Source organism: Actinoplanes sp. NPDC049118 (genome assembly GCF_040648555.1).
Classification (GTDB): Bacteria; Actinomycetota; Actinomycetes; order Mycobacteriales; family Micromonosporaceae; genus Actinoplanes.
In genome coordinates this window covers 132745-156969 of sequence record NZ_JBEZDY010000005.1, presented here as the reverse complement: position 1 = coordinate 156969, position 24225 = coordinate 132745, and the positions used below count along the sequence as shown (strand labels likewise).

26 protein-coding genes are annotated in these 24225 nt (G+C 70.7%); 14 read left to right on the top strand and 12 right to left on the bottom strand.

The window, feature by feature from the left end:
- Positions 1-24 precede the first annotated feature (24 nt).
- Positions 25-348 carry a DUF2516 family protein gene (locus AB0B58_RS09720; RefSeq protein WP_360220394.1) on the top strand — a complete coding sequence of 108 codons (324 nt, stop codon included), beginning with the start codon at positions 25-27 and terminating at the stop codon, positions 346-348.
- Positions 345-1235, top strand: a complete 891-nt coding sequence (locus AB0B58_RS09715) for an alpha/beta hydrolase (RefSeq protein WP_360220391.1) — start codon at positions 345-347, stop codon at positions 1233-1235. Before AB0B58_RS09720 ends, AB0B58_RS09715 begins: the two co-directional genes overlap by 4 nt.
- Positions 1236-1307: 72 nt before the next feature.
- Here AB0B58_RS09715 and AB0B58_RS09710 read toward each other — a convergent pair whose 3' ends face one another.
- Positions 1308-1667: a hypothetical protein gene (locus tag AB0B58_RS09710; RefSeq protein ID WP_360220388.1), complete on the bottom strand. Its 360-nt coding sequence runs from the start codon at positions 1665-1667 to the stop codon at positions 1308-1310.
- 108 nt (positions 1668-1775) lie between these two features.
- On the opposite strand from AB0B58_RS09710, the gene AB0B58_RS09705 reads away from it, so the two are divergent.
- Positions 1776-2609, top strand: a complete 834-nt coding sequence (locus AB0B58_RS09705) for an EI24 domain-containing protein (protein ID WP_360220385.1) — start codon at positions 1776-1778, stop codon at positions 2607-2609.
- A 14-nt stretch (positions 2610-2623) separates the two neighbouring features.
- On the opposite strand, the gene AB0B58_RS09700 is transcribed toward AB0B58_RS09705, so the two are convergent.
- From AB0B58_RS09700 to AB0B58_RS09690, 3 genes are all read right to left on the bottom strand, one after another.
- Entirely contained in the window at positions 2624-3640 is a 1017-nt protein-coding gene (locus AB0B58_RS09700; RefSeq protein WP_360220382.1) for a LacI family DNA-binding transcriptional regulator, read from the bottom strand.
- Positions 3641-3644: 4 nt separating this feature from the next.
- Complete coding sequence (locus tag AB0B58_RS09695) at positions 3645-5072, bottom strand: GH1 family beta-glucosidase (RefSeq protein ID WP_360220379.1); 1428 nt, start codon at positions 5070-5072, stop codon at positions 3645-3647.
- Between the two features lie 182 nt (positions 5073-5254).
- Complete coding sequence (locus AB0B58_RS09690) at positions 5255-6016, bottom strand: maleylpyruvate isomerase family mycothiol-dependent enzyme (protein WP_360220376.1); 762 nt, start codon at positions 6014-6016, stop codon at positions 5255-5257.
- Positions 6017-6074: 58 nt separating this feature from the next.
- Between AB0B58_RS09690 and AB0B58_RS09685 the strand changes: the two genes are divergently transcribed.
- Complete coding sequence (locus AB0B58_RS09685; RefSeq protein WP_360220373.1) at positions 6075-7172, top strand: UDP-N-acetylmuramate dehydrogenase; 1098 nt, start codon at positions 6075-6077, stop codon at positions 7170-7172.
- Here the strand turns inward: AB0B58_RS09685 and AB0B58_RS09680 are convergent.
- Both AB0B58_RS09680 and AB0B58_RS09675 read right to left on the bottom strand, forming a co-directional pair.
- Positions 7169-7690 (bottom strand): CAP domain-containing protein, encoded by a 522-nt coding sequence (locus tag AB0B58_RS09680; protein ID WP_360220370.1) that lies wholly within the window; start codon positions 7688-7690, stop codon positions 7169-7171. The genes AB0B58_RS09685 and AB0B58_RS09680 overlap by 4 nt on opposite strands.
- A gap of 114 nt (positions 7691-7804) precedes the next feature.
- Complete coding sequence (locus AB0B58_RS09675) at positions 7805-8518, bottom strand: HAMP domain-containing sensor histidine kinase (protein WP_360220367.1); 714 nt, start codon at positions 8516-8518, stop codon at positions 7805-7807.
- A 455-nt stretch (positions 8519-8973) separates the two neighbouring features.
- Here AB0B58_RS09675 and AB0B58_RS09670 point away from each other — a divergent pair, with 455 nt between their 5' ends.
- The 10 genes from AB0B58_RS09670 (at position 8974) to AB0B58_RS09625 (ending at position 17163) form a co-directional block, all read left to right on the top strand.
- Positions 8974-9672, top strand: coding sequence for a response regulator transcription factor (locus tag AB0B58_RS09670; protein ID WP_360220364.1), 699 nt, complete (start codon positions 8974-8976; stop codon positions 9670-9672).
- Positions 9673-9757: 85 nt separating this feature from the next.
- A complete protein-coding gene (locus AB0B58_RS09665) occupies positions 9758-12088 on the top strand; it encodes a chemotaxis protein CheW (RefSeq protein ID WP_360220361.1) in 2331 nt (776 codons plus the stop codon).
- Position 12089: 1 nt separating this feature from the next.
- A complete protein-coding gene (locus tag AB0B58_RS09660) occupies positions 12090-12527 on the top strand; it encodes a chemotaxis protein CheW (protein WP_184988549.1) in 438 nt (145 codons plus the stop codon).
- Entirely contained in the window at positions 12527-13399 is an 873-nt protein-coding gene (locus AB0B58_RS09655) for a hypothetical protein (protein WP_360220358.1), read from the top strand. The genes AB0B58_RS09660 and AB0B58_RS09655 overlap by 1 nt, the downstream gene beginning before the upstream one ends.
- 16 nt (positions 13400-13415) lie before the next feature.
- Complete coding sequence (locus AB0B58_RS09650) at positions 13416-14600, top strand: chemotaxis response regulator protein-glutamate methylesterase (protein ID WP_360220355.1); 1185 nt, start codon at positions 13416-13418, stop codon at positions 14598-14600.
- Positions 14597-15442, top strand: a complete 846-nt coding sequence (locus tag AB0B58_RS09645; RefSeq protein ID WP_360220352.1) for a protein-glutamate O-methyltransferase CheR — start codon at positions 14597-14599, stop codon at positions 15440-15442. Before AB0B58_RS09650 ends, AB0B58_RS09645 begins: the two co-directional genes overlap by 4 nt.
- Before the next feature lie 15 nt (positions 15443-15457).
- Positions 15458-15835, top strand: coding sequence for a response regulator (locus AB0B58_RS09640; RefSeq protein WP_360220349.1), 378 nt, complete (start codon positions 15458-15460; stop codon positions 15833-15835).
- Complete coding sequence (locus tag AB0B58_RS09635) at positions 15832-16311, top strand: chemotaxis protein CheX (RefSeq protein ID WP_360220346.1); 480 nt, start codon at positions 15832-15834, stop codon at positions 16309-16311. Before AB0B58_RS09640 ends, AB0B58_RS09635 begins: the two co-directional genes overlap by 4 nt.
- Positions 16308-16670 carry a response regulator gene (locus AB0B58_RS09630; protein ID WP_360220343.1) on the top strand — a complete coding sequence of 121 codons (363 nt, stop codon included), beginning with the start codon at positions 16308-16310 and terminating at the stop codon, positions 16668-16670. Before AB0B58_RS09635 ends, AB0B58_RS09630 begins: the two co-directional genes overlap by 4 nt.
- 7 nt (positions 16671-16677) lie before the next feature.
- Entirely contained in the window at positions 16678-17163 is a 486-nt protein-coding gene (locus AB0B58_RS09625) for a hypothetical protein (RefSeq protein ID WP_360220340.1), read from the top strand.
- Between the two features lie 94 nt (positions 17164-17257).
- On the opposite strand, the gene AB0B58_RS09620 is transcribed toward AB0B58_RS09625, so the two are convergent.
- From AB0B58_RS09620 to fliR, 6 genes are all read right to left on the bottom strand, one after another.
- The gene (locus tag AB0B58_RS09620) at positions 17258-18325 is read right to left on the bottom strand and encodes a sulfotransferase (protein ID WP_360220337.1); all 1068 of its coding nucleotides are present in this window, start codon (positions 18323-18325) and stop codon (positions 17258-17260) included.
- Between the two features lie 100 nt (positions 18326-18425).
- Complete coding sequence (locus tag AB0B58_RS09615) at positions 18426-18665, bottom strand: hypothetical protein (protein WP_360220334.1); 240 nt, start codon at positions 18663-18665, stop codon at positions 18426-18428.
- A 3-nt stretch (positions 18666-18668) separates the two neighbouring features.
- Positions 18669-20234, bottom strand: coding sequence for a hypothetical protein (locus tag AB0B58_RS09610; protein ID WP_360220331.1), 1566 nt, complete (start codon positions 20232-20234; stop codon positions 18669-18671).
- Positions 20212-22254 carry a flagellar biosynthesis protein FlhA gene (gene flhA / locus AB0B58_RS09605; RefSeq protein ID WP_360220328.1) on the bottom strand — a complete coding sequence of 681 codons (2043 nt, stop codon included), beginning with the start codon at positions 22252-22254 and terminating at the stop codon, positions 20212-20214. The genes AB0B58_RS09610 and flhA overlap by 23 nt, the downstream gene beginning before the upstream one ends.
- Positions 22255-22363: 109 nt before the next feature.
- Positions 22364-23455 (bottom strand): EscU/YscU/HrcU family type III secretion system export apparatus switch protein, encoded by a 1092-nt coding sequence (locus AB0B58_RS09600; protein WP_360220324.1) that lies wholly within the window; start codon positions 23453-23455, stop codon positions 22364-22366.
- Positions 23456-23458: 3 nt separating this feature from the next.
- Entirely contained in the window at positions 23459-24223 is a 765-nt protein-coding gene (gene fliR, locus AB0B58_RS09595) for a flagellar biosynthetic protein FliR (RefSeq protein WP_360220321.1), read from the bottom strand.
- Between the last annotated feature and the right edge of the window lie 2 nt (positions 24224-24225).

Here is a 24225-nt window from a genome sequence, read left to right as displayed (position 1 = left end):
GGCCCGCGGCATAGACTGGCGGTCATGGCCTACAGCGCGACACCCATCTTCTACGACGACGTCGCGAACCTCATCGCGTTCGCCGTCCTGATCCTGTCGTTGGTCGTGCAGGCTGTCGCGCTCATCCACTGCGTGACCCAGCGCGGCGATGGTTTTCAGGCGATCGGCACCCTGCCCAAGGGTGCCTGGCTGGCCATTCTCGCCGTCTGCATCATCCTGACGCTGCTCGGCGTCGGCGGTGGAGCCACCGGCCTGTTCGGCCTCATCGGTGTGGCAGCCGCGCTGATCTACCTGCTCGACGTCCGGCCCGGCCTGCGCGACCTCTCGGACGGCAAGGGCTTCTGGTGAAGGGTCTCCGCTGGCCGCCGCCTCCCGACGGCGGCCCGCGGAATCCCGGCCCCGGCCCGAGTGCCCCGCGGGGCGGCCGCCCGACCCTGCCGTCGCCGCCCACCGAGCTGATCGAGGCTCGGCCCGGCGTGCGCCTCGAGCAACTCGTCACGGGCGTCGGTGAGCCGGTCACGGTCTTCGCGCACGGGCTGGCTGGCGACATCTCCGGCACCCGCCCGCTCGGCAGCGGAGTCACCGGCCGCCGGGTCTTCTTCCACTTTGTCGGGCACGGCCGCTCGGACGCGCCGCCCGGCCCGTGGAGCTTCGCCGATCTCGCCGACGACCTGCAGGCCGTCGCCGACCGGTCCGGCGCCACCCGGGCCCTCGGTGTCAGCATGGGCGCCGGCGCGCTGTGCCGGTTGCTCGCGGACACGCCGGGGCGATTCGAACGGATCGTGCTCTATCTGCCCGCGCCGCTGGACGGCGTACGGCCGCCGCAGGCCGCGGCGCGACTGACCCGGCTGCTCGCCGCGGTCGAGTCGGGCGAGGCCGCGCTGGTCGCGGAGGCCGTCGAGCCCGAACTGCCGCCGTCGGTGCGGAACACGCCTACGGGGTGGAGCTATCTGCGGCAGCGCGTCGAGCAGCTGCTGACCGACGGACTCGCACCGGAGCTCGACACGTTGTGGCGGGCGCCGGCGGTGCCGGACACCTCGGCGCTGGCGGCGTTCCCGGGTCGGGCGCTGGTGATCGGGTGTGTGGGTGACGACGTGCATCCCGCGCCCGTCGCCGAGCGGCTCGCCGGGCTGCTGCCCGATGCCGAACTGCACGTCTACGACCGGCCGGCAGTGCTCTGGACCAAGCGCAAGGAGCTGCGCGAGCGCATCTCCGCATTCCTGAACGCGCCCTGACCCCGAGGCGACGTACCCGATCAAGTGGGTAGATCGGTTCAGGCCGTAACTTTTCGGGCACTGAAACGGTGTTCATGACGTGCGGTTTTCCCCCAAATCCATCTTTTTCGGCCTGGTGACCCTCGGCCTTCCGTTCGCCGTCACCGTCGGCTGGACGCTCGGCACGCCGGCACCCACGTTGCCGGCGGTGAGCGCGCCCGGTGGAGCCGGCGGAATCGGAGTCGCGCCCGCCCGGGCCACGACGCCGAGGTCCGAGTCGATCGTCGACTGGTCGCCGCCCACCACCAGGCCCATCGCCGTGGAGTCGGCCCTGACGCCCACCGCCAAGGCCGCGATCGTGGTGCCGAGCGCCGTTCCGCCGTCCACAGTGGTCTCCGGGTCGGCCTCGCCGACCTTCACGCTGCTGCAGCCGCCGGTGCCGACGCCGACCATGATCAGTCCGCCGAGCCCGTCCGCGACGGAACCGAGCGAGAGCGCTAATCCGGAGACCTCGGACCTCGGTGCAGCGAAACTGGCCCAGGGGTCCTAAGCTCCCCGACCGTGGGGAGTAACTCGAATCAACTGCGGTCCGTCGCCGGCCAGGGCGTCGCGGCGACCGGCGGCGCCGTGCGCCAGTTCGCCAGCGGCGCGGGCCTGCTCGGCCGCGGCCTGATCCTGGTGCTGCGCAACCCCAGGATCCTCGGCCTCGGCCTGGTCCCGGCGGTGATCGCCGGCATCCTGTACGCCGCCGCGCTGGCCGCCCTGATCGCGTACGTCGGCGACCTGTCCGCGACGGTCACCTGGTTCGCCGACGACTGGTCGACCTTCTACCGCGACCTCATCCGGGTGCTGGCCGGCGTGGCCCTGATCGGGTTCGGCGGCCTGTTCGGCGTGCTCACCTTCACCGCGGTCACGCTGCTGATCGGCGACCCGTTCTACGAGAAGATCTCCGGCCTGGTCGAGGCCCGCCTCGGCGGCGTGCCGGACGAGGTCGAGGTGTCGCTGGGCCGCTCGCTGGCCCGCAGCCTGGTGGACTCGCTGCGCCTGATCGGGCTGTCCATCCTCTTCGGCGTCCCGCTGTTCCTGGCCGGCTTCATCCCGGTGATCGGCCAGACGGTGGTACCGGTGATCGGCGGCGCGGTCGGCGGCTGGCTGCTCGCCGTCGAGCTGACCGGCGTGCCGTTCCAGCGGCGCGGTCAGCGCCTGCGGCACCGCAGGGCCGCCCTGCGCGGCCACCGTCCGCTCGCACTGGGCTTCGGGGTCGCCGTCTTCGCCTGCTTCCTGATCCCGCTGGGCGCCGTGCTGGTGATGCCGGCCGCGGTGGTGGGCGGCACCCTGCTCGCCCGCCGGTCCCTCGGCCTGCCCACCGAGATCACGACGGTGCCGTCCATCTGATCCGCGAGACACCCCTAGGCCGAGGCGCGGACCACGAGCTCGGTGGGGAGGACGACGGCGTCCGGCTCCGACGGTCTTTCGTTGACCAGGCCGAGCATCTGCCGTGCCATCGTCCGGCCCATATCGACTATCGGCTGCCGGACCGTGGTCAGCGGAGGGTCGCTGAGCCTGCTGATCTCGAAGTCGTCGAAGCCGACCACCGCGACGTCCTCCGGGACCCGGCGGCCCGCGTCCTTGAGCGCCTGCAGCGCGCCGTGGGCCATCATGTCGGAGGCCACGAAGACCGCGTCCAGCGCCGGGTCGTCGGCGAGCAGCTGGCGCATCGCGCGGAGGCCGGACTCGCGGGTGAAGTCGCCGACGGCGACGTGCTCGGCCAGACCCGCCTCGCGCAGGGTGTCCTGGTATCCGGTCAGCCGGTCTATCCCGGCGATCATGTCCTGCGGGCCGGCGATGGTGGCGATCCTGCGCCGCCCGGTGCCCAGCAGGTGCCGGACGGCCTTCCCGACGCCGCCGACGTGGTCCACGTCCACGTACGGGACCGGCAGCTCGGCCGGGGTCATCGGACGGCCGCTGCAGACGACCGGGATGCCGAGCCGGGCGAGCGCGCCGGGCAGCGGGTCCGCGCCGTGCATCGAGGCGAACATGACGCCGTCGACGTGGCCCGCCATCGCGTAGCGCTCGACCCGGTCGTGGCTGGCCGCCGAGCCCGCCATCATCAGCACCAACTGCTTGTCCGCCGCGTCGAGCTCCATGCTCACGCCGCGGATCACCGCGGGGAAGAACAGGTCGTCGGAGAAGACCCGGTTCGCCGTCTCCGGCAGGATCAGCGCGATCGACTCCGTGCGCTGCGTGACCAGGCTGCGCGCGGCCTGGTTGGGCACGTAGCCCAGCTCCTCGACGGCCTGGTTCACCGCGTCACGGATCCCGACGGCGACCGTGGTCGACCCGTTGACGACGCGGGAGACGGTAGCCCTCGAGACACCGGCGCGCCTCGCCACGGCCTCAAGAGTCGGTCGCTCCCGCGTCACCATCAGCTCACTCCCCGATCCGGCCCCGGTCGGTGAGACCGTTACGCCGGATCACCTCCTGGTACCACCGCGCGCTGTCCTTCGGCACCCGCTGCTGCGTGGTGTAGTCCACGTGCACCAGGCCGAACCGCTTGGCGTACCCCTCGGCCCATTCGAAATTGTCCATCAACGACCACGCGAAGTATCCCCGAAGGTCAACGCCGTGGGAAATGGCATCCAAGCAGGCGCGTAGATGCCCGTCCAGATACTCGATGCGGTCGGAGTCGTGTACCGCGCCGTCCTCGGACGGCCCGTCGGAGTACGAGGCGCCGTTCTCGGTGATCATCATCGGCGTACCGGGATAGTCCCGGTGGATCCGGTCCAGCAGCCGGGTCAGCGCGGCCGGCTCGATCTGCCAGCCGATGTCGGTGACCGGGCCGACCGGCTCGCGGAAGGCGACACCCTCGGTGCCCGGCGCGTCCGGCGCGGCGGGCGTGCCGGGCTTCGCCGAGACGTACGTCGGCGTGTAGAAGTTGACCCCCAGCACGTCGATGGGGGCGTTGATGATCGCCTCGTCGCCGTCCTGGATGAACGACAGGTCGACGAAGCGGGCCATGTGCTCGCGCATGTCGTCCGGGTACCGCCCGCGCAGCAGCGGGTCCAGGAAGATCCGGTTGTTGAGGCCGTCGACGATGCGGGCGGCCTCGACGTCGGCGGAGTTCTCCGGGTCCAGCGGCAGCACGGAGGCCGGGTTCAGCGTGATGCTGACGCTCTGCGCCCCGGCCGAGCGCAGGGCCCGGGCGGCGAGGCCGTGGCCGAGCAGCAGATGATGCACGGCCTTGAAGACCGAGGCCGGGTTCCTGACGCCCGGCGCGTGACGGCCGCTGCCGTAGCCCAGGTACGCCGAGCACCACGGCTCGTTCAGCGTGGTCCAGGTGCGTACCCGGTCGCCGAGGCGGGCGTGCACGATCTGCGCGTACTCGGCGAAGGCCTCGGCGGTCTCGCGGGCCGTCCAGCCGCCGCGGTCCTCGAGGCTCTGGGGCAGGTCCCAGTGGTAGAGCGTGACGACCGGGTCGATGCCCTTGCCGATCAGCTCGTCCGTCAGCCGGTCGTAGAAGTCCAGTCCGCGCGTGTTGACCGGGCCGGTGCCGTCGGGCTGAACGCGCGGCCAGGCGATCGAGTAGCGGTACGAGGCCAGTCCGAGACCGGCCATCATCGCGACGTCCTCGACGTAGCGGTGGTAGTGGTCGCACGCGACGTCGCCGGTGTGCCCGGCGTACACCCGGCCCTGCGTGCGGCTGAACGTGTCCCAGATGGACGGCCCCCGGCCGTCCTCCCGGACCGCGCCCTCGATCTGGTACGACGCCGTCGCGGCGCCCCAGATGAAGCCGTCCGGGAACCGTGCCCCCGATGCCAGTGGTTCGTCGCTCGACTCCACCGAGACGGTTGCCGTCATCCTTCACCGCTCCCTGCGTGATCCGCCGCTGCCGAGCCGGGCCGCGCCGACCGGCTTGATCAGCGGCGGGACTGTGGCGGGCGGCCGGAAAACGACCGCCCTTAACCGGTACAGCGTAGAGCCATTCGCCTTCTCGGGAGCCATCCGAAAGTTGCGGAACCCCGTCCGGATTATGGGACGCCTCAACCGGTCCGAAGCGGGCTGATCAGGCGCGGATCGCCGGTCACGAGGAGATTGTCCGTATCGATGCGTCCCATAAGCGCCAGCAACACGTCGCTCGCGGTGCCGGAGGCCTCCGCGCGGGGGTGGTGGTCGTCCGAATCGAGGATCGTCCCGGTGTCCAGCAGCGAGATGCCCGCCCCGCGCAACCGGACGAACCACTCGTAGCTCGCATCGGTGGCGATAAGGTGCACCACGCCGTACAGGTCGGTGGGGCCCTTGCGGCGACCGGCCGGCAGCCAGGTGTCGAGCACCTCGTTGACGCCGTCCGCGGCGAGCTTCGTCTCGATCGGGGTGGCGCGACCGGCCGCGGCCTCGGCGTCCCAGCGGTGCACCGAGATCTCGTGCGCCATCCGGCGTTGCCAGAAGCCCGCCTTGCGGGCCTGCGCGGGCCAGGTCCACGACGGGTGATCGGGGTCGAGCGCGTCGAGCGTCTCGATCGTGCCGGTCATCTCCCGGCGCAGGTGGTCTAGTGCCGCCGGCCAGTCGGGGCGCGGCTCGGGGATCACCGGATCCGCGGGCCGGTCGATCACGCCGCGCGGTGCCAGCTCGCGCACCCAGCGCAGGGTGGCGGTGACGTGCTCGACGAGATCGGCAACCGTCCATCCCGGACACGGGGGCACCGCGGCCTCGGGGCCCGTCTCGGCGACGGCGTCCTGGAACGCCGGCCCGTCGGCGCGCAGGGCGGCGAGCCAGAAGTCCTTCGTCGCGTGCAGCCTGTTCATCAGCCTTCTCCCACTCGAGGAGGACCACCGGATTCCACCCGAGGGTCCGCGGCCTAGGGTGAACGTCGTGCCTGACGTTAGTGCTGACCACCCAACCGCCGCACCCGCAGCGCATGCCAGTTCGCTGGGGGCGTACACGACGCTACGCCTCGGCGGCCCGGCAGGCGCGCTGGCCGTGCTGTCCGAAACGGACGAAGTGGTGGCAACCGTACGGGCCGCCGCCGCCTCGGGGCAACCCGTGCTCGTCCTTGCCGGCGGAAGCAACGTCGTGATCGGGGACGGGGGATTCCCGGGAACGGTGCTGCTGCTGCGTACGCGTGGGGTGCGCGTGGTCGACCGGGATTCGCGCGGGGTGCTCCTGCGGGTCGCCGCGGGGGAGCCGTGGGACGAGTTCGTCGCGGACACGATCGAGAGAGGCCTCTCGGGCCTCGAGGCGCTGTCCGGCATCCCCGGCTCGGCCGGCGCGACCCCGATCCAGAACGTGGGCGCCTACGGCCGGGAGGTCGCGCACACCATAGAGGCGGTGCACGTCTACGACCGGCACGCGGACGAGGTGCGGGCGCTCTCGCTGCCGGAATGCGGTTTCGCCTACCGGTCGAGCATTTTCAAGCACAGCGACCGCTGGGTCGTGCTCGAGGTCGACTTCCGCCTCGAGGTCGCCGCGGAGTCGGCGCCGATCCGGTACGCCGAGCTGGCCCGTCACCTCGGCGTCGAGGTCGGTGACCGCGTCGGCACGGCGCGGGTCCGCGAGGCGGTGCTGAAGCTGCGCGCGAGCAAGGGCATGGTGCTCGACCCCGAGGACCCGGACACCCGGTCGGTGGGCTCCTTCTTCACCAACCCGGTGCTGTCGGCGCAGGAGTGGGCCGCGGTGCAGGACCGGCTCGTCGACGCGGGTGAGCCGCCGAGCTGGCCGGCGCCGAACGGCACGGTCAAGGTCCCGGCCGCCTGGCTGATCGAGAGGGCGGGATTCGGCAAGGGCTATGCCGGCGCCGGCGGCGTGGCGATCTCCTCGAAGCACACGCTCGCGCTCACCCACCGCGGCGGCGGCACGACGACGGCCCTGCTGGACCTGGCCCGGGAGATCCGCGACGGCGTACGGGACCGGTTCGGCGTCGTCCTGCACCCCGAACCGGTCCTGGTGAACTGCGAGATCTAGCGCCAGCCGAAGACCTGCGTCCAGTAGTAGGTGCCGTTCGCGGCGCGCTGCACGCCCGTGCCGAGCGCCTTGACGCCGCAGTTGAGGATGTTGGCCCGGTGCGGCGGGCTGGCCATCCAGGCCGCCATCACCTCGGTGGTGCTGGAGAAGCCGTGTGCGACGTTCTCGCCCGCGACGGCGTGGTAGCCGGCGTCCTTGGAACGGCTCCGGAAGGTCGAGCCGCGCCAGCCGAAGTGCCCGAAGTCCCCGGTGGCGGCCATGTAGTGGCTCTGCCGGACGGCCGCGACGGTCAGTTCCTCGTCCTGGGCGAGTGCGGGGCAGCCGTTGCGGGCCCGCTCCCTGTTGGTCAGCGCGAACACCTCATCGCCGAGCACCGGGTAAGTGGTCAGAGCGGCTTCGCCTCTGGCTGCCACGGCGGCCGGGGCCGTGAACTCGGCGTACGTGGGTGTCGTCGCTATCCCTAACAGTGCGGCCGGCGCGGCCGCGACAAGGGCGAGACGTCGTACGGAACCGAACACTTGCTGCCTCCCGATCCACGCCGGGCGCCTGTTCGCCCGGCATGGCTATCGGATCGGCTTTTCGGCAGTATGTCCCTTCTTTGCCCGTTTACAACGTATCGACCCGGTAAGTTGCTAGCCTGTGGGGATGGTGGCCGGAAGGCTGATCTCAGCCCCTGCGCCCCTGTCCGGGGCATATGTCAGTTGCACCGAGCCGCCGTGCGCGGCGGCGATCGCCTCGGCCAGCAGCATCCACACCGCGGTGCTGCGGCGGCGGTGCGGCGGCTCCGGAATGGCCAGCATCCCGGCCATCAGGTGCTCGTCCGTGAGCTGCTCGGACTGCCGGGCGGTCACGCGCACCGTCCAGCCGGCCGTCCCCGCCGTCGCCTGGACCGTGGCGGACCGGTCGGCGGCACCGCTCGCCACCGTGCCGATCACCGCGTAGAGGAGATCCCGCAGCAGCGGGGCGTCGGCGGAGAGCGGCGGCCCCTCGCCCGCCCGCACGCTCGCGTCCGTGTACGGCTCCCGGCTGGCCAGCAGTTCGGCTGCCTCCGCGATCAGTGCGGGGAGATCGACGCTGGTGCGCCGCAGTACGAGGTCGCCGGTCTGTAGCCGGCTGACCACCATGAGGTCTTCGACCAGGGCGAGCATCCGGTCGGTGTTGCGGCGCACGGCCGCCAGCGCGACCGAGCGCTCGGCCGGCGCGAGGCTGTCCGTGTCCAGGCTCTCGGTGAACGACGCGATGGTGGTCAGCGGCGTCCGCAACTCGTGCGAGATGACCGCGAGGAACCGGGCCTGCTGGGCTCCGCCCGGGTGCGTCGGCGGCGGCGTACCGGGGGTGGGGGTCATCGATTTCTCACCGATGGGGCCTGAGGCGGATGCGCACGCTGAACTATAACTTTCCGTATATGAACGGACACGTCACGCTATCGTGGTTTTGGACATTTCATCTTTTCGCCCTCCGCGTTCGCGGGGGACGCAGGCAAGACGCTGACCGATGCCGCTGCCGTGCCGCGGCGGCCGGGCAGCCGCGTCTGGCGACGCAGCGTTGGGGGGTCACGGTGGTGAGGGCAATGAGCGAGCTTGCGAGCGAATCAACTACTCAGTCCAAGACTCATGTCAGCGCCGGAGCGTCAGCGGAGGCGATGGCATGAGCGAGCTTGCGAGCGAATCATCTACTCAGTCCAAGACTCATGTCAGCGCCGGAGCGTCAGCGGAGGCGATGGCATGAGCGAGCTTGCGAGCGGATCATCGTCTCAGTCCAAGACTCATGTCAGCGCGTCGCCGTCAGCGGAGGCGATGGCATGAGCAGGTTGCTCGTTGTTGAGGACGACCCGGACATCGCCCTGGCTCTGCGGTTGCTGTTCAGCCGTGCCGGCTACGAGGTGGCGCACGCCGGCGACGGCCGCGCCGGCCTCAAGGAGGCGTACGCCGAACACCCCGACCTGGTGGTCCTCGACGTCGGCCTGCCGGAGATGGACGGCTGGCAGGTCCTGGAGCGGCTCCGGGACGTGTCGGACGTCCCTGTGTTGGTTCTCACCGCGCACGGCCAGGAGGCCGAGAAGGTGCGCGGCCTGCGCGGCGGCGCTGACGATTACCTCACCAAGCCGTTCGCCAACAACGAGCTGCTCGCCCGGGTCGAGGCGCTGCTGCGCCGCTCGTCCGGCGGGCAGAACAGCTGGGCCAGCCAGATCTACGACGACGGGCTGGTGCACCTCGACCCGACCAAGCGCAGGGTCTACGTCAAGGGCGACGAGAAGCGCCTGACCCCCACCGAGTTTCGGCTGCTCAACGCCCTGGTCCGGCATGCGGGTGCGGTGCTCAGCCCGAACCAGTTACTCACCCAGGCCTGGGACGACCCGACCGGCATCGGCCAGGAGCGGGTCAAGTTCGCCGTCCTGCGGCTACGTCGCAAGCTCGGCTGGTCGGATCCCGATGAATCACCCATCGAATCCGTGCGCGGATTCGGCTACCGCTACCGCCGGGCGGGGGGTGACACCTGAATCGGGCGAGGTAGCAGCCCGGGTGTCCTCAGATGAGGAGCCTGTGGGTCGATGAGGGCAGTGGGAAACGAGCAGGAGGTAGTCCGTGGAAGACCTTGGTGAGATCGTCGGCGAATTCCTCATGGAAAGCCACGAGAACCTGGATCAGATCGACCGGGATCTCGTCGCGCTCGAGCAGGAGCCGGGATCGCGTGACCTGATCTCACGCATCTTCCGGGCTATCCACACGATCAAGGGCACGAGCGGGTTCCTGGCCTTCACCCGGCTCGAGACGCTCGCCCACGCCGGCGAGTCGCTGCTGTCGCGGCTGCGCGACGGCGTGCAGCCGGTCACGCCGACCACGATCACGACGCTGCTCGCCACGATCGACGGGGTCCGTGCGCTGCTCGAGGCGATCGAGCAGGACGGCAACGAGGGCGAAGTCGACGTCGACGCCATCATCGCCGCGGTGCACGCGCAGATGAACGCGACCGGCGAGGCCGTCGCCGTGCCGGCGGCGCCCAGGGAGGCGCCGGAACCGCTCGCGGAGATGCCCGCACGCCCGGCGCCCGAGCCCGTGGAGGAACAGCGGCGGCCGCTCGGCGAGATCCTCGTCGAGTCCGGTGCGGCCGCGCCCGGCGACGTCGGCTCCGCGCTGCAGCAGCAGTTGGAGGGCGACGAGCGCAAGCTCGGCGCGATCCTGCTGGAGGAGGGCAAGGCCGCCCCGGCGGCGGTCAGCGAGGCCCTGCAGGCGCAGACGCCCAAGCGCAGCGTCGCCGACAGCGCGATCCGGGTCGACGTCGACCTGCTGGACGGCCTGATGAACCTGGTCGGCGAGCTGGTCCTCGCGCGTAACCAGCTGGTCCGCGGCGTGATGGAGACCGGCGACTCCGGCCTGGTCCGCAGTGCCCAGCGGCTCGGCATGATCACCAGTGAGCTGCAAGAGGGCATCATGAAGACCCGGATGCAGCCGATCGAGCACATCTGGTCGAAGCTGCCCCGGGTCATCCGCGACCTGAGCCAGTCGCTCGGCAAGAAGGTCGAGCTGGTCATGGAGGGCAAGGAGACCGAGCTCGACCGCAGCCTGCTGGAGGCGGTCAAGGACCCGCTGACCCACCTGGTGCGCAACGCCGTCGACCACGGCATCGAGGAGGCGGACAAGCGGGTCGCCGCCGGCAAGCCGGCGGAGGGCACGCTCACCCTGCGCGCGTACCACGAGGGCGGGCACGTCGCGGTCGACGTGGCCGACGACGGCGCGGGCATGGACGTGAACCGGATCGCCGAGAAGGCGATCGAGAAGGGCCTGCTCCGCCCCGAGCAGGTGGCCACCATGGACAAGCGCGAGATCATGGCCATGGTCTTCCAGCCCGGCTTCTCCACCGCCGCGAAGGTGACAAACGTGTCCGGCCGCGGCGTCGGCATGGACGTGGTCAAGACCAACATCGAGCGGATCGGCGGCGCGGTCAGCGTCGACTCGACGCTGGGCGAGGGCACGGTCTGGCGCCTCACCATCCCGCTGACCCTGGCGATCATCCAGGCGCTGACCGTCGACTGCGGCGACCAGCGCTACGTGGTGCCGCAGGTCGCGGTCCTGGAACTGGTCTTCATCGACGGGCAGTCCACGAAGATCGAGTACGCCTCCGGCGCGCCGGTCTACCGGCTGCGCGGCAAGCTGCTGCCGCTGGTCCGCCTGGACCGGGCCCTCGGCCTGGACGTCGGCGGCGACCAGGGCGTCTACATCATGGTGCTGCACGCCGACGGGCGCCGCTTCGGGCTCGTCGTGGACCGCGTCCTCAACACGGAGGAGGTCGTGGTCAAGGCCCTCAACAGCCGCTTCAAGGACATCGGCCTGTACGCCGGCGCCACGATCCTCGGCGACGGCAAGGTCGGCCTCATCCTCGACATCTCCTCGCTGGCCCGCCGCTCGCATCTGACGGCCGAGTCCGACCGGGAGAACCTGGTCGGCGCGTCGCGTGCCGGCAACGGTGCCGGAACGGGCGAACGCCTGCTGGTCACCGCGGTCGGCGAACGCCGGGTCGCGATCCCGCTGGACGCCGTCACCCGGCTCGAGGAGTTCCCGCGGGAACGCATCGAGCACGCCGGTTCCCGCGAGGTCGTGCAGTACCGGGGTCAGATCCTGCCGCTGGTGCGCCTGTCGCACCTGCTCGGGGCGTACAGCGAGGTGGAGGAGAGCGAGACCGTGTCCGTGGTCGTATACAGCGAGGGCCAGCGCAGCGTGGCCCTGGTCGTCGATCGGATCGTCGACATCGCCGAGAACTCGACGACGGCCCGCCGCGAGGCGGAGGAGGACGGCCTGGTCGGCACCGCGGTGATCCAGCAGCGGGTCACCGAGCTGCTCGACGTTCGCCGCGCCATCCTCGCCGCGGATCCGAACTTCTACACCGAGGCAACCGACGAGATGCTGGTGGAGGCCTGAGATGGCGAGCCGTCAGTTCGCAACATTCGAGGTAGCGGACCAACTCTTCGGTGTCGAGGTCGACACGGTCCAGGAGGTGCTCTCGTACAACGAGTACACCCCGGTGCCGCTCGCGCCGCCGGCCGTCGGCGGGCTGTTCAACCTGCGTGGTCAGGTGATCGCCGCGGTGGACCTGCGGGTGCAGCTGGGGCTGGCCCGGCAGGCCATGGAGGGTCCGGTGATGAACGTGATCCTGCGCGGTGACGGCGAGCCGGTCAGCCTGCTGGTCGACCGGATCGGCGAGGTCGTCGACCTCGACGACGAGGCCTTCGAGCCGCCGCCGGACACGCTGAGCGGCCCGACCCGGGAGCTGGTGGTCGGAACGTTCAAGCTCGACGGGCGGCTGATGCTCGCCCTCGACGTGAACCAGGCAGTCGACACCTATCGAGCCACCACCTGATGTACAGCCTCGTCAGTGCCCCCGTCCTCGGCTTCGACCTCACCCGCCTGGGTGGCGGGTCGGCCACCGCCGAGGTGCTGCTGCGCGCCCTGCGTTTGGGCGTCGGGGACCTGCCGGTGCTCGCCCAACGGCTGCCCGACGAGGGCGTACGGGGCCCGCTCTGGGTCGAGGTGGAGAGCGCGGCTCGCCGGATGCCCAGCCTGAAGAGCATGAAGGCGGACGACCCGGCGAGCTCGCTCGCGCTGGTGGAGCGGGCGCCGATCGGCTCGGTGGACGCGCTGCTGACCTGCCTGCGCTACGACGTGATGGCCTGGACCTGGCAAGGCACCGGCCGCGACGCGAAACAGACCGAGGACGCGGCCTCGGCGACGGCGCTGCTGTGCGATGCCGCGGTGGCCAGCTACCTGCGCGAGGTGCTGGACGACACCACCCGGCGGATGCTCGGCGCGGGCTGGGTGTCGGCGCTGCGCAAGCTGCCGGTCGGCAAGCCGATCGACCTGGGCCCGCACCACTACGCGGTGTCCGCGCTGCTGGACCGGCTCCGGTCGCTGAGTGCCAACGACCTGACCCGGCTGCTGCAGTCCGCTGAGGATGCCCGGCGCAACGCCGGCGGCTGGTCCCCGGCCGTGCACTCGGCGTCCTGGGCCGCGTACCTGTCGGACCGGGTACGCACCGCCGCGGCGGCGCAGATGCTGCTGGTGCAGGCGATGGACACGGCCGCGATCCCGGTCGCCGACCGTGCGGGCGGCGTCTGGAACATGCTCAGCGGCGCGGTGCAGGCGCTCGTCGTCCGGGATCTGTTGGACACCGCCACGGCACACCGGTTGCTTGCGCCGGTGGTCGCGGCGCTCGGCCCGGCGTGGCTCGGGTGAAGGGCCGGGTGAATCCATGATCAAGGTTCTGGTCGTAGACGACTCCGTCGTCGTGCGCCGGCTCATCGTCGACTCGCTGACCGGCGCGCCGGACATCGAGGTGGTCGGCACCGCGGCGAACGGCCTGCTCGCCCAGGCGAAGATCGATCAGCTCAAGCCGGACGCGGTCACGATGGACATCGAGATGCCGCAGATGGACGGCATCGCCGCGGTTCGCGAGCTGCGCAAGCGGCACAAGCACCTACCCGTGATCATGTTCAGCACGCTGTCGGCCGCCGGCGCGAGCGCGACGTTGGAGGCGCTGTCCGCCGGCGCCACCGACTACGTGACCAAGCCCAGCAACGTCGGTTCGATTCAGGAGTCGATCGCCGCCGTACGCGAGCAGCTCGTTCCCAAGATCCACGCGCTGGCCCGGCGCAGGTCCCCGGCCGGCCCGGCCCGGCCCGGTACGCCGCCGGGCCGACCGGGGCTGGCCCCGCCGCCCGGAGCCCGGCCCGGCGCGCCCGTGCCCGGCCGTCCCGGCCTGCTTCCGGGCCGGCCCGGAAGGCCCGTGGTCGCCGGACCGCCCCGCCCGGTGCGGCGTGGTCCGCCGGGTCGCGTCGACATCCTGGCGATCGGATCCTCGACCGGTGGCCCCGACGCGCTGACCAAGGTGCTTCAGGCGATGCCGTCGGACCTGCCGGTGCCGATCGTGGTCACCCAGCACATGCCGCCGGTGTTCACCAAGATGTTCGCCGAGCGCCTCGACCGCAGCACGCCACTGCGGGTGGTCGAGGCCGGCGACGGGATGGAACTCGCTCCCGGCACGGTCTACATCGCCCCGGGCGACAAGCACCTCGTGCTGCAGCGCCGGAGCACCGCGACGGTGATCCAGCTGAGCGGCGCGCCGCCGGAGAACTCGTGTCGTCCGGCGGTCGACGTGATGTTCCGCTCGGTGGCGTCGCTCTTCGGGGCCTCGGCGTTCGCCACGGTGCTCACCGGCATGGGATACGACGGACGGGGTGGTGCAAAGGTGCTGCGTGAGGCGGGTGCCGAGATCATGGCGCAGGACGAAGCCAGTTCCGTGGTCTGGGGCATGCCCGGCGCTGTGGTCGGAGCGGGCCTCGCCGACGAGATTCTGCCCCTGGACCGGATCGCCGCCGCGCTGATCCAGCGGGTCCAGACGGGCCGCGTCTCCCGGCCGACGGCGGTGAGCCGGTGACGCTCTCCGCAGCAGACTTCGCGTTCGTCTCGGCCATGGTCCGGCGGGAGGCGGCGATCGTGCTCGCACCCGGCAAGGAGTACCTGGTCGAGGCGCGCCTCATCCCGGTGGCCCGGCAGGTCGGCGCGGAGAGCGTCGCCGCCTTCCTGGCGAACCTGCAGCGCCGCCCCAACCCGGCGGACCAGCGGCGGATCATCGACGCGCTGACCACCAACGAGACCTCGTGGTTCCGCGACCGGGAGCCGTTCACGGCAATGACCGACGTGGTGCTGCCGGAACTGGTGCGCAGCCGGGCGTCGAACCGCAAGGTACGGATCTGGTCGGCGGCGAGCTCCAGCGGCCAGGAGGCGTACAGCCTGGCGATCACGATGCAGGAGAACCTGCCCGCCGGCTGGGCGTACGAGATCATGGGCAGTGACATCTCCACCGAGATGATCAAGCGAGCCGAGGCGGCGGAGTACAGCCAGGTCGAGGTCAACCGTGGGCTGCCGGCCACCCAGTTGGTCCAGTACTTCGAGCGGGCGGGCGCGCACTGGCGGGTCACACCCGGGCTGCGGCGCAATGTCTCGTTCAAGCTGATGAACCTGACCGCGCCGCTGCCGTCGATGCCGCCGTTCGACGTGATCTTTCTCCGGAATGTGCTCATCTATTTCGACGTCGCGACGAAGAAGTCGGTGTTGCGCAACGTCGCCCGGCTGTTGCGGCCGGACGGCTGGCTGTTCCTCGGAGCGGCCGAGACGACCATCGGAATCGACGACAACTATGAACGGGTAGCGGCCGGCCGGACCTCTGCCTACCGAGTGCGGAGCGCGGTGCCAGCCGGCGCCGCCAGGAAGGGGTGAGCCGCGGTGCGAGCCATGGTGATCGACGACTCCCGCGCGATGCGCATGATTCTCAAGCGCATTGTCGCCAAGCTGAACTTCGAGGCGATCGAGGCCGGAGACGGTCAGGAGGCTCTCGATCTACTCGCCACGATGACCGAGGTGCCGGATCTGGCCCTCATCGACTGGAACATGCCCAACATGAACGGGCTCGAGTTCGTGACCAAGGTCCGCGCCGAACCGCGGCTGCGTGAGATGACGCTGGTAATGGTCACGACGGAGAGTGAACAGAGCCAGATAGTCCGGGCACTCGCCGCGGGAGCGCACGAGTATGTGATCAAGCCCTTCACCGAGGGCGCAATGATCGAAAAGCTGGCCCTGCTGGGCCTAGTCCCGACCGGAGCGAACTCATGAGTGGAGAAATCCTGGTAGGCGAGGACGACCTCGCCGAGATGGTGGAGCAGGTCTGGGTCTCCTATCTCGATCCCGAAGGCATCAGTCCGCTGGTCCTGAACGGTGACGCCAAGCAGTTGTCGGAGGTGCACTCGACGGTGTCCATCACCGGCACCTGGCACGGGCACCTGGTCTACGCGTCGTCGCGTAACGCCGCCAAGAAGGCCGCCGCCGCGTTCCTCGCCATGGAGCCCGACGAGGTCAGCCAGGATGACCTCTCCGACGTGCTCGGCGAGTTGGCGAACATCGTCGGCGGCAACGTCAAGGCGATGCTGCCGGCCGGGTGCTACCTGTCCCTGCCCACGGTGGTGCTGGCGCCGGACACGGCGTCGTACTACCCGGCGGCCGAGCGGATCACCGGCCTCTACGGCGTCTGGGACGGCGAGCCGGTGTCGATCTCGATGTGGCAGAGCGTGAAGCAGGAGGCGAGCGCATGAAGATCCTGATCGCTGACGACAGCCGGGTGATGCGTCAGATCGTGACCCGTACGCTGCGGCAGGCGGGCTTCGGGGATCACGACCTGGTGGAGGCCGCCGACGGTCAGGAGGCTGTCGACAAGGCGATCGCCGAGAAACCGGACCTGGTCATCTCCGACTGGAACATGCCGGAGTTGACCGGGATCGAGGTGCTGCGCAAGCTGCGGGCGGCCGGCAACAACGTGAAGTTCGGCTTCGTGACGTCGGAGTCAACGCCCGAGATGCAGCAGGCGGCGGAGGCCGCGGGCTCGGCCTTCTTCATCGTCAAGCCCTTCACTGCCGAACGTTTTGACGAGGTCTTCTCACCTATTTTGGGATGATATAGCTATGTCTGACACCTCGGTTATCCCCGCCTCCATCGCCGTCCGCAATCTCTTTGAGGACCTGCTCGGCCGGGACGTCAACGTCTCGCCGGGCGACCCGATGACCGGGGAGGACCTGCCGACCGGCGTGATCGCCATTTACACGGACACCTCACAACAGCTGTATGCGGTGCTCGGCCTGCAGCTCGCGCTGGCGGCCAACGCGGGAGCGGCCCTCGGCCTGCTCCCCGTCGGCGCCGCCGAGGACAGCATCGAGGAGGGGAAGCTCTTCCCGAACCTGGCCGAGAACGTCTTCGAGCTGTGCAACGTGCTGACCAGCCTGCTCAACCGGGAGGGCGCGCCGCACGTCAAGCTCTACCAGGTGATCTATCCCGGCATGGACCTGCCGAACGACGCGCGCGCGCATCTGCTCGCCCTCGGGAAGCGACTCGACCTCACGGTCGAGGTCGCCCGCTACGGCAAGGGCAAACTCTCGCTCTCGCTGGTCTAGAACCGGACACGAATCGTAGGAACGTGCGCCCCGCCGGGATCTGGCAGGGCGCACGTTGCCGTGTCGGCGCATCCGGTGTCCGGGCCCCGCGGGGTCAGGGCCGGCCGGCGTCGATCCGGCCGTGCGGCTCGTGCCGCTCCGCCGGGCCGGCCCGCTCGGGCCCGGTGCGCTGGGGCACGATCGCGGCCGGCAGGTAGGCGAGCTCGTCGCCGCGCCGCAGGCGGCTCGCCGCCCGGCTCAGGCCGCGGCGGGCCGGGATGAGCCGCTGCGGCGCCGCCGTCAGGCCGTACCGCAGTAGCGCCGCCGGGGCCGGGCGGACCGTGCCGGACAGCTCGTAACCGCAGGCCACCAGCCGGGACCCGAGGGCCGCCTCGCACAGCGCGATCTCCTCGGAGGTCAGCCGGGTCTGCCAGCTCTGCACCCGCTGCGTCGTCACCGGCGTGTGCGTACGCGCATGCCAGGTCTTGAACGACGGCACCGCGACGTCCGCGACGGCCGAGGGCTCCGCCATGGCCGGGTCGTACTCCTCGCCGAGGTAGGCGCACATCTCGGCGAGGCTCGTGTGCGGGTCCGCGACCAGGTCCTCGTACCGCACCTCGTGCCACTGCGCGGTGCCGAGGCGCCGGGCGGCCCGGCGGGCGTCGTCCACCGCGCGGGACCAGGCGGCGACGGTCGTGTAGATGTCCTTGCGGTGCCAGGACATCTCCTTCAGCGAGGCGACGCAGTCCCGGCCGTCCCGGACGATGTTGATGAACTGTGCGTCCGGGAAGAGCTGCAGCAGGATGTCGACGTTGTTCAGGTACGCCGGGCGCTTGTCGCCCCATCGCGGCTTGCCGAAGCGGGCCGCGTACTGCTGGAAGACGGTGCCCAGCGCGGAGCCGAGCGTGCCCGGGCCGGCGGTGATCCGCTCGGCGATGTCGTCGCCGTCGAGCCCCAGGTCGCAGAAGCGGGTCTCGCGCCGGTGGATGATCCAGTAGGCCAGCGCGCGCCGGTTGGCGGCCACCGACAGATCGCCGAAGCTACGCCGTTCCCAGTACGCGGCGAGCATGAACCGCGTCTCGGGCGGGATCGCGATCCGCGGGTGGGCATGCAGCATGAGCTGGAGCATCGTCGTGCCCGAGCGCGGGCAACCGACGACGATGATCGGACGGTCAGTGGTCACCGTGCACCTCCGGTGGGCAGTCGCTCACCAGAGGTAACATATCGCGCGAAACGGAAACTATGAACCAACTATAACGGCGTGTTGCTAACCGGACATAACCTCAGGATTGGGCGCCGGCCTCCGGTTCCGCCGGGCTTGGGGTCGTCGGGGTCCCCGGCTCCTCCGTCCTGCCGTACCCGGCCGTGACGAAGCGCAGCCCGGCGAGCAGGACCGCGGCGATCGGCACGGCGATGAGGAAACGGATCAGCACCTGGCTGAGGTCGAGCTCGTCGGTGACGTACCGGTACAGCGCGGGTGCGCTCATGAGCAGCGCGAAGAGCAGGACCGAGGGCCGGATCACGGGCTACCGGCCCCGGGCGGGCCGCCGCGGTAGGGCGGCCATCGGTACCACGTCCGAGGCGATCCGGGCGCACAGCAGCGCGGCCCAGACGTGCGGGGTGGCGGGCTTGCCGTCCAGCGCGACCACAGGCCGGTCCAGGCCGAGCACCGTGGCCGGGTCCGAGGTGAGGTCCACGCTGTGCACCACGAGCGCCTCGATGTCGCCAAGCGTCCGCAGGTGCCGGGCCGTGTCCGCGGTCTTGCGCGTCGCGTCGACCACCGCCCAGACCGCGGTGGCGCCGAGCGCGTCGCACATGTCGCCGACATAGATCGGGTCGGTACCGCCGACCTTCGCGTCGACCACCACGATCCAGGCGTGGTCGGCGTTCTGCATCCGCTCGGCCCTGGTCGCGGCGGCCGGCGGATCGCCGAGCACCTTCGACGAGTGCAGGCCGGTTCCGGCCGCGGTCGGCCCGCCGAGCAGCAGGTGTGCCTGGTCGATGCCGGCCTGCTCGCAGAGCTTCCGGCCGAGCGGCAGCGCGTGGTCCAGGTCGCCGCAGAGCACCAGGATCTCCCCCGGCGCGTCCGGGATGCCCGGCGCGGAGGGGCGCGAGGCCAGCACGCCGAGCACGCCCGAGTAGGTGTCGCCGCCGACGATCTGCGCGACCATCTCCTCCGGCATGCCCACCGCCAGGAGGTTGCGCTGCACCGGGTCCAGGTGCATCGACCGCATCATGTTCGCCTGCTGGGCTCCGGCCATGGTCGTCGCTTGCAGACTTCCCTGCGGCGTGGTCCCCGGCCCGCCGAGACCGAGGCCGGCCAGCGTCTCGGCCAGGTCGTTGGCGGTCGTCGCGGTCGAGGCCGGCGGGATGCCGTAGGCCGCGGCCGCCGTGCGGGGCGGCACCGGGCTCGGAGCGGGGGTCGGGGAACCGGCGGGAGCCCCGCCCACGCCCAGGCCCCCCATCAGCTCGGCGAGCGACGGTACGGGCGGGAGCGGCCGCGCCCCGGGGCCGGTGCCGCCGCCGTTGACCGGCTGGCCGGTCGCCTTCGCCGGGCGGAACGGCCGCACCGTCGGGCCGTCGGGTTGTTCCGGCTCAACGGCGTGAGGCCGGGGCCGGGTCCATGCGGTGTTCTCCGCCTTGTCGAGGCCGGCCATCAGCTCGGCGAAGGCGGCTCCCGGGTCGGTGACCTCCCTTCCGCCTTCGGCGACGCGACCGGGGACGGCGGCGGGCCTGCCGACGGCGGAGGCGGCGTCGCCCATGCCGGCGTCGCGGCCCGTCCGGCGATCGGCGGCGGCCGGGCCCTCGTCCGGCGCTATCCGGTCCCCGGACTCGGCCCGGGCCAGCAGCTGTTCCAGCGTCTGCGGCGGCTCCTCGGCCGCCCTCGGCCGGCTCTGCGGCGGCTCCTGGCGTTCATCGGGGTCCGGGACCTCGACCGACAGCTCGTAGCGCTGTTTGGCGAAGAAGCCGCCGAAGCCACCGGTACGGACCTTGTCGGCCGAGATGATCCGGACCGAGGAGCCGTACTCATCGCGCACCTGCGCCAGCAATGGCTCGATCGCTGGCCCTTCAAGCAGTACCCGCGTAGGCACCGTTCACCACCCCCATGGTCTCGATCTGTGCGGTAGAACCAGAGATCTCGGAATAGGACAGCACCTGCACGCGGCGGGAACCTGCGCGCAGGAGACGCATCAGTGGCAACCGCAACTGCGGTGAGCAGGCCAGCACCGGTGTGATGCCCTGCTGTTCGGCGGCCTCGACGAGCTGGCCGGCCTCGGTGACCATCGCCTCGGCGCGCATGCCGTCGATCGCCATGAACGCGCCGGTCTCGCTCGGCCGCAGGGACTCGAGCAGGCCCTGCTCGAGCATCGGGTCGAGCGTGATGACGGTCAGCCGGCCGCCGGTCGCGTACTGTGCGGCGATGGCCGGGCCCAGCGCCGCGCGGGCCGCCTCGACGAGGCCGTCGTGGTCGACGGAGACCTTGGCGCGCAGCGACAGCGACTCGAAGATCCGGACCAGGTCGCGGATCGGTACGCCCTCGTCCAGCAGCGCCTGCAGCACCCGCTGGATCTGGCCGAGGCTCAGCAGCGTCGGGGTCAGCTCCTCGACCACGACCGGGTGGGTGCGCTTGACCATCTCGGTCAGCGACCGCACGTCCTCGCGGCCGAGCAGACGGCTGGCGTTCTGCCGGACGATCTCGGCAAGGTGCGTGATGATCACGGACGCCCGGTCCACGACCGTCGCGCCCGAGAGCTCCGCCTGGTAATGCAGCTCCGCGGGCACCCACTTGCCGGCCAGGCCGAAGACCGGCTCGACCCCGGCGCGGCCGGGCAGCGCCTGCAGCCCGTCGCCGATCGCCAGCACCGTGCCGGGCGGCGCCTGGCCGGTGCCGGCGTCGACGCCGCTGATCCGGATCGCGTACGAGGAGAGCGGCAGGTCGAGGTCGTCGCGGGTACGCACGGGCGGCATGACCATGCCCAGCTCGAGCGCCATCTTGCGGCGCAGCGCGCGGACCCGGTCCAGCAGGTCGCCGCCGTTGGTGTCGACCAGATCGACCAGGTCGGGGGAGAGCGCGAGTTCGAGCGGGTCGACGCGCATCTCGCCGAGCAGTTGCTCGGGGGAGTCCGGCGACGGGCGTTCGATCTCGGCGACCGGCACGCCCTCGCCCTCGGGTACCGGGTCCGGGATCCGCTGCGCGACAAGCAGCACGATCGCGCCGATCACCAGGAACGGCACCTTGGGCAGGCCCGGGATGACGCACATGCCGAGCGCGGCGCCGCCGGCGATGCGCAGCGCGAGCTTGTTCTGGCTCAGCTGGGTGGTGACGCTGCTGCCCATGTCGCCCGAGGTCGCCGAGCGGGTGGTGATCAGACCGGTGGCGACCGAGAGGAGCAGGGCCGGGATCTGGGAGACCAGGCCGTCGCCGACGGTCAGCAGGCTGTAGTGGTTCATCGCCTCGGCGGGCGACATGCCCTCCTGGAGGATGCCGATCGTGAAGCCGCCGACCAGGTTGATGACGGTGATGATGATCGCGGCGATCGCGTCGCCCTTGACGAACTTGGAGCCGCCGTCCATCGCGCCGTAGAAGTCGGCCTCGGCGGCGACGTCGGCGCGCCGCTGCTTCGCCTCCGCCTCGTCGATCAGCCCGGCGTTCAGGTCGGCGTCGATCGCCATCTGCTTGCCGGGCATGGCGTCGAGGGTGAAGCGCGCGCCGACCTCGGCGACGCGCTCGGCGCCCTTCGTGACCACGACGATCTGCACGATGATCAGGATCATGAAGATCACCAGGCCGATGACGAGCGAGCCGCCGACCACGAAGCTGCCGAACGCGTGGATGACCTTGCCGGCGTCGCCGTCGCGCAGCACCAGCCGGGTGGCGCTGATGTTGAGCGCCAGCCGGAACAGCGTGGCGACCAGCAGCAGGGCCGGGAAGACGGAGAAGTCGAGGGGCCGCTGAACGAACATGGCGATCAGCAGGATGAGCAGGGCGCCGGTGATGTTGAGCGCGATCAGCAGGTCGAGCAGGAAGGTCGGCAGGGGTACGACCATCATGACGATGATGCCGATGACCCCGATGGGCACGGCGAGCTTGCTGAGGTTGCGGTTCTTCACAGCACCCCCTCCACCTGCTGATACTCCCGCAGCGAGGGGTATGACGTGAGGAAATCTCCCAGATTGTGTGCATGCCGCCCGAATCCGCAGTGGCAACCGAATTGGCGGGTCAGGCGGCCGCCGGTGCCGGGTTCGGGTTGCGGTGCAGACCGGCCGCCGAGCCCTTCGACTTGAGGCTCATCACGAACGCCAGCACCTTGGCCACCGCGGCGTAGAAGTCCGCCGGGATCTCCATGCCCACCTCGACGCTCCGCTCCAGTGCCCGGGCCAGCGCCACGTCCTGCACCATCGGGATCCGGTTCTCGGCGGCCAGTTCGCGGATCTTCAGGGCGATCGCGCCCTGGCCCTTGGCGATCACCCGGGGTGCGCCCTTCTCCGCGTCGTACCGCAGGGCGACGGCGACGTGTGTCGGGTTCACCAGCACCACGTCGGCGCTCGGCACGTCGGCCATCTGCCGGTTGCGGGCCATGGCCATCTGCCGGGCCCGGATCTGCCCCTTGACGTGCGGGTCACCCTCGGTGTTCTTGTTCTCCTGCTTGACCTCCTCCTTGCTCATCCGCAGCTGCTTGTTGGTGCGCCGGCGGACCACGAAGTAGTCGGCCGCGGCCATGACGATGCCGGCCATGGACGCGGCCCGGATCAGCGACAGCGCGGCGTCGTTGATCACGCCGAGCAGCGAGCCGATCTGCAGCCGCCCCGCGGTCATCAGCACCGGCACGATGTCCTTCATCGTCACGTACAGGACGCCGGCCAGCACCGCGGTCTTGACCAGGGCCTTGGTGCCCTCCCAGAGGGACTGCGGGCCGAACATCTTCTTGATGCCGGGCAGCGGGTTGAGCCGGCTGAACTTCGGGATGAACAGCTTGGTGGCGACCCGGATGCCGCCCTGTGCGGCGGCCGCGGCGACGCCGACCGCCATCATCGTGAGCGCGAGGGGCAGCACCGCCCAGCCGGCGCTCATCAGGCCGTCCTTGAGGATGCCGAGCGCGATCTGCGGGTCCGGGTCGGCGATGACGTCCGGGACCTTCGCCATCAGCTCGCGGGAGTGGTCCATCGCCGCACTCAGGGTCCGCGGCAGCATGATGCTGGCCGCCAGCATGCCGACCCAGGCGCCGATGTCCTGGCTGCGCCCGATCTGGCCTTCCTTCCTGGCCTTCTTCAGCTTCTGCGGTGTCGGCTGTTCGGTCTTCTCCCCGGACACGGATCACCCCCCGCTCAGCTTGACGACCGCGACGACGGCCTGGTCGACGAGTTCGTCCAGGGCGCGGGGCAGGATCGCGATCGCCGTCCCGGACAGGGCCAGGGTCAGGAAGATCTTGGCCGGGAAGCCGAGCTGGAACGCGTTCAGCGCGGGCGCCACCCGGTTCAGCAGACCGAACGCGACGTCGGTGAGGAACAGGACGGCGATCAGCGGCCCGGCGATCTGCAGCGCGGCCAGGAAGAAATCGCCGACGCCCTTGGTGAGGACCTTGGCGAACGTCTCCAAGGAGAAGGTCGCGTCCAGCGGCAGCGTCTTGTACGACTGCATGAATCCCCGCAGGATCAGCTGGTGGCCGTCGCTGGCGAAGAGCAGGGTCACCGCGAAGAGGTTGTAGAAGCGGCCGAAGATCGAGCTCTGGTTCTGCGACAGCGGGTCGTACGCGGAGGCCAGGGCGAAGCCGCCGAACACGTCCAGCAGGTCGCCGGCCGCCTGCACCGCGGCGAAGTAGAGGTAGGTGATGAAGCCGAGGGCCGCGCCGACGAAGACCTGCAGGGCCGCGCTCCCGATGATCGCCCAGGTCTCCACCGGGGGCGCGCTGGCGGTCAGATAGGGCATCATCGGCAGCGTCATCCCGATCGAGAACAGGACCTTGACCTGTGTCGGGATGAGCCGGGAGTTGAACGGCGGGCAGAGCATCAGCCAGGCGCCGCAGCGGGTGGCTCCGAGCATGAGCGCCAGGAGCTGCGCAGTGGGGACGTCCCAGTTCACCC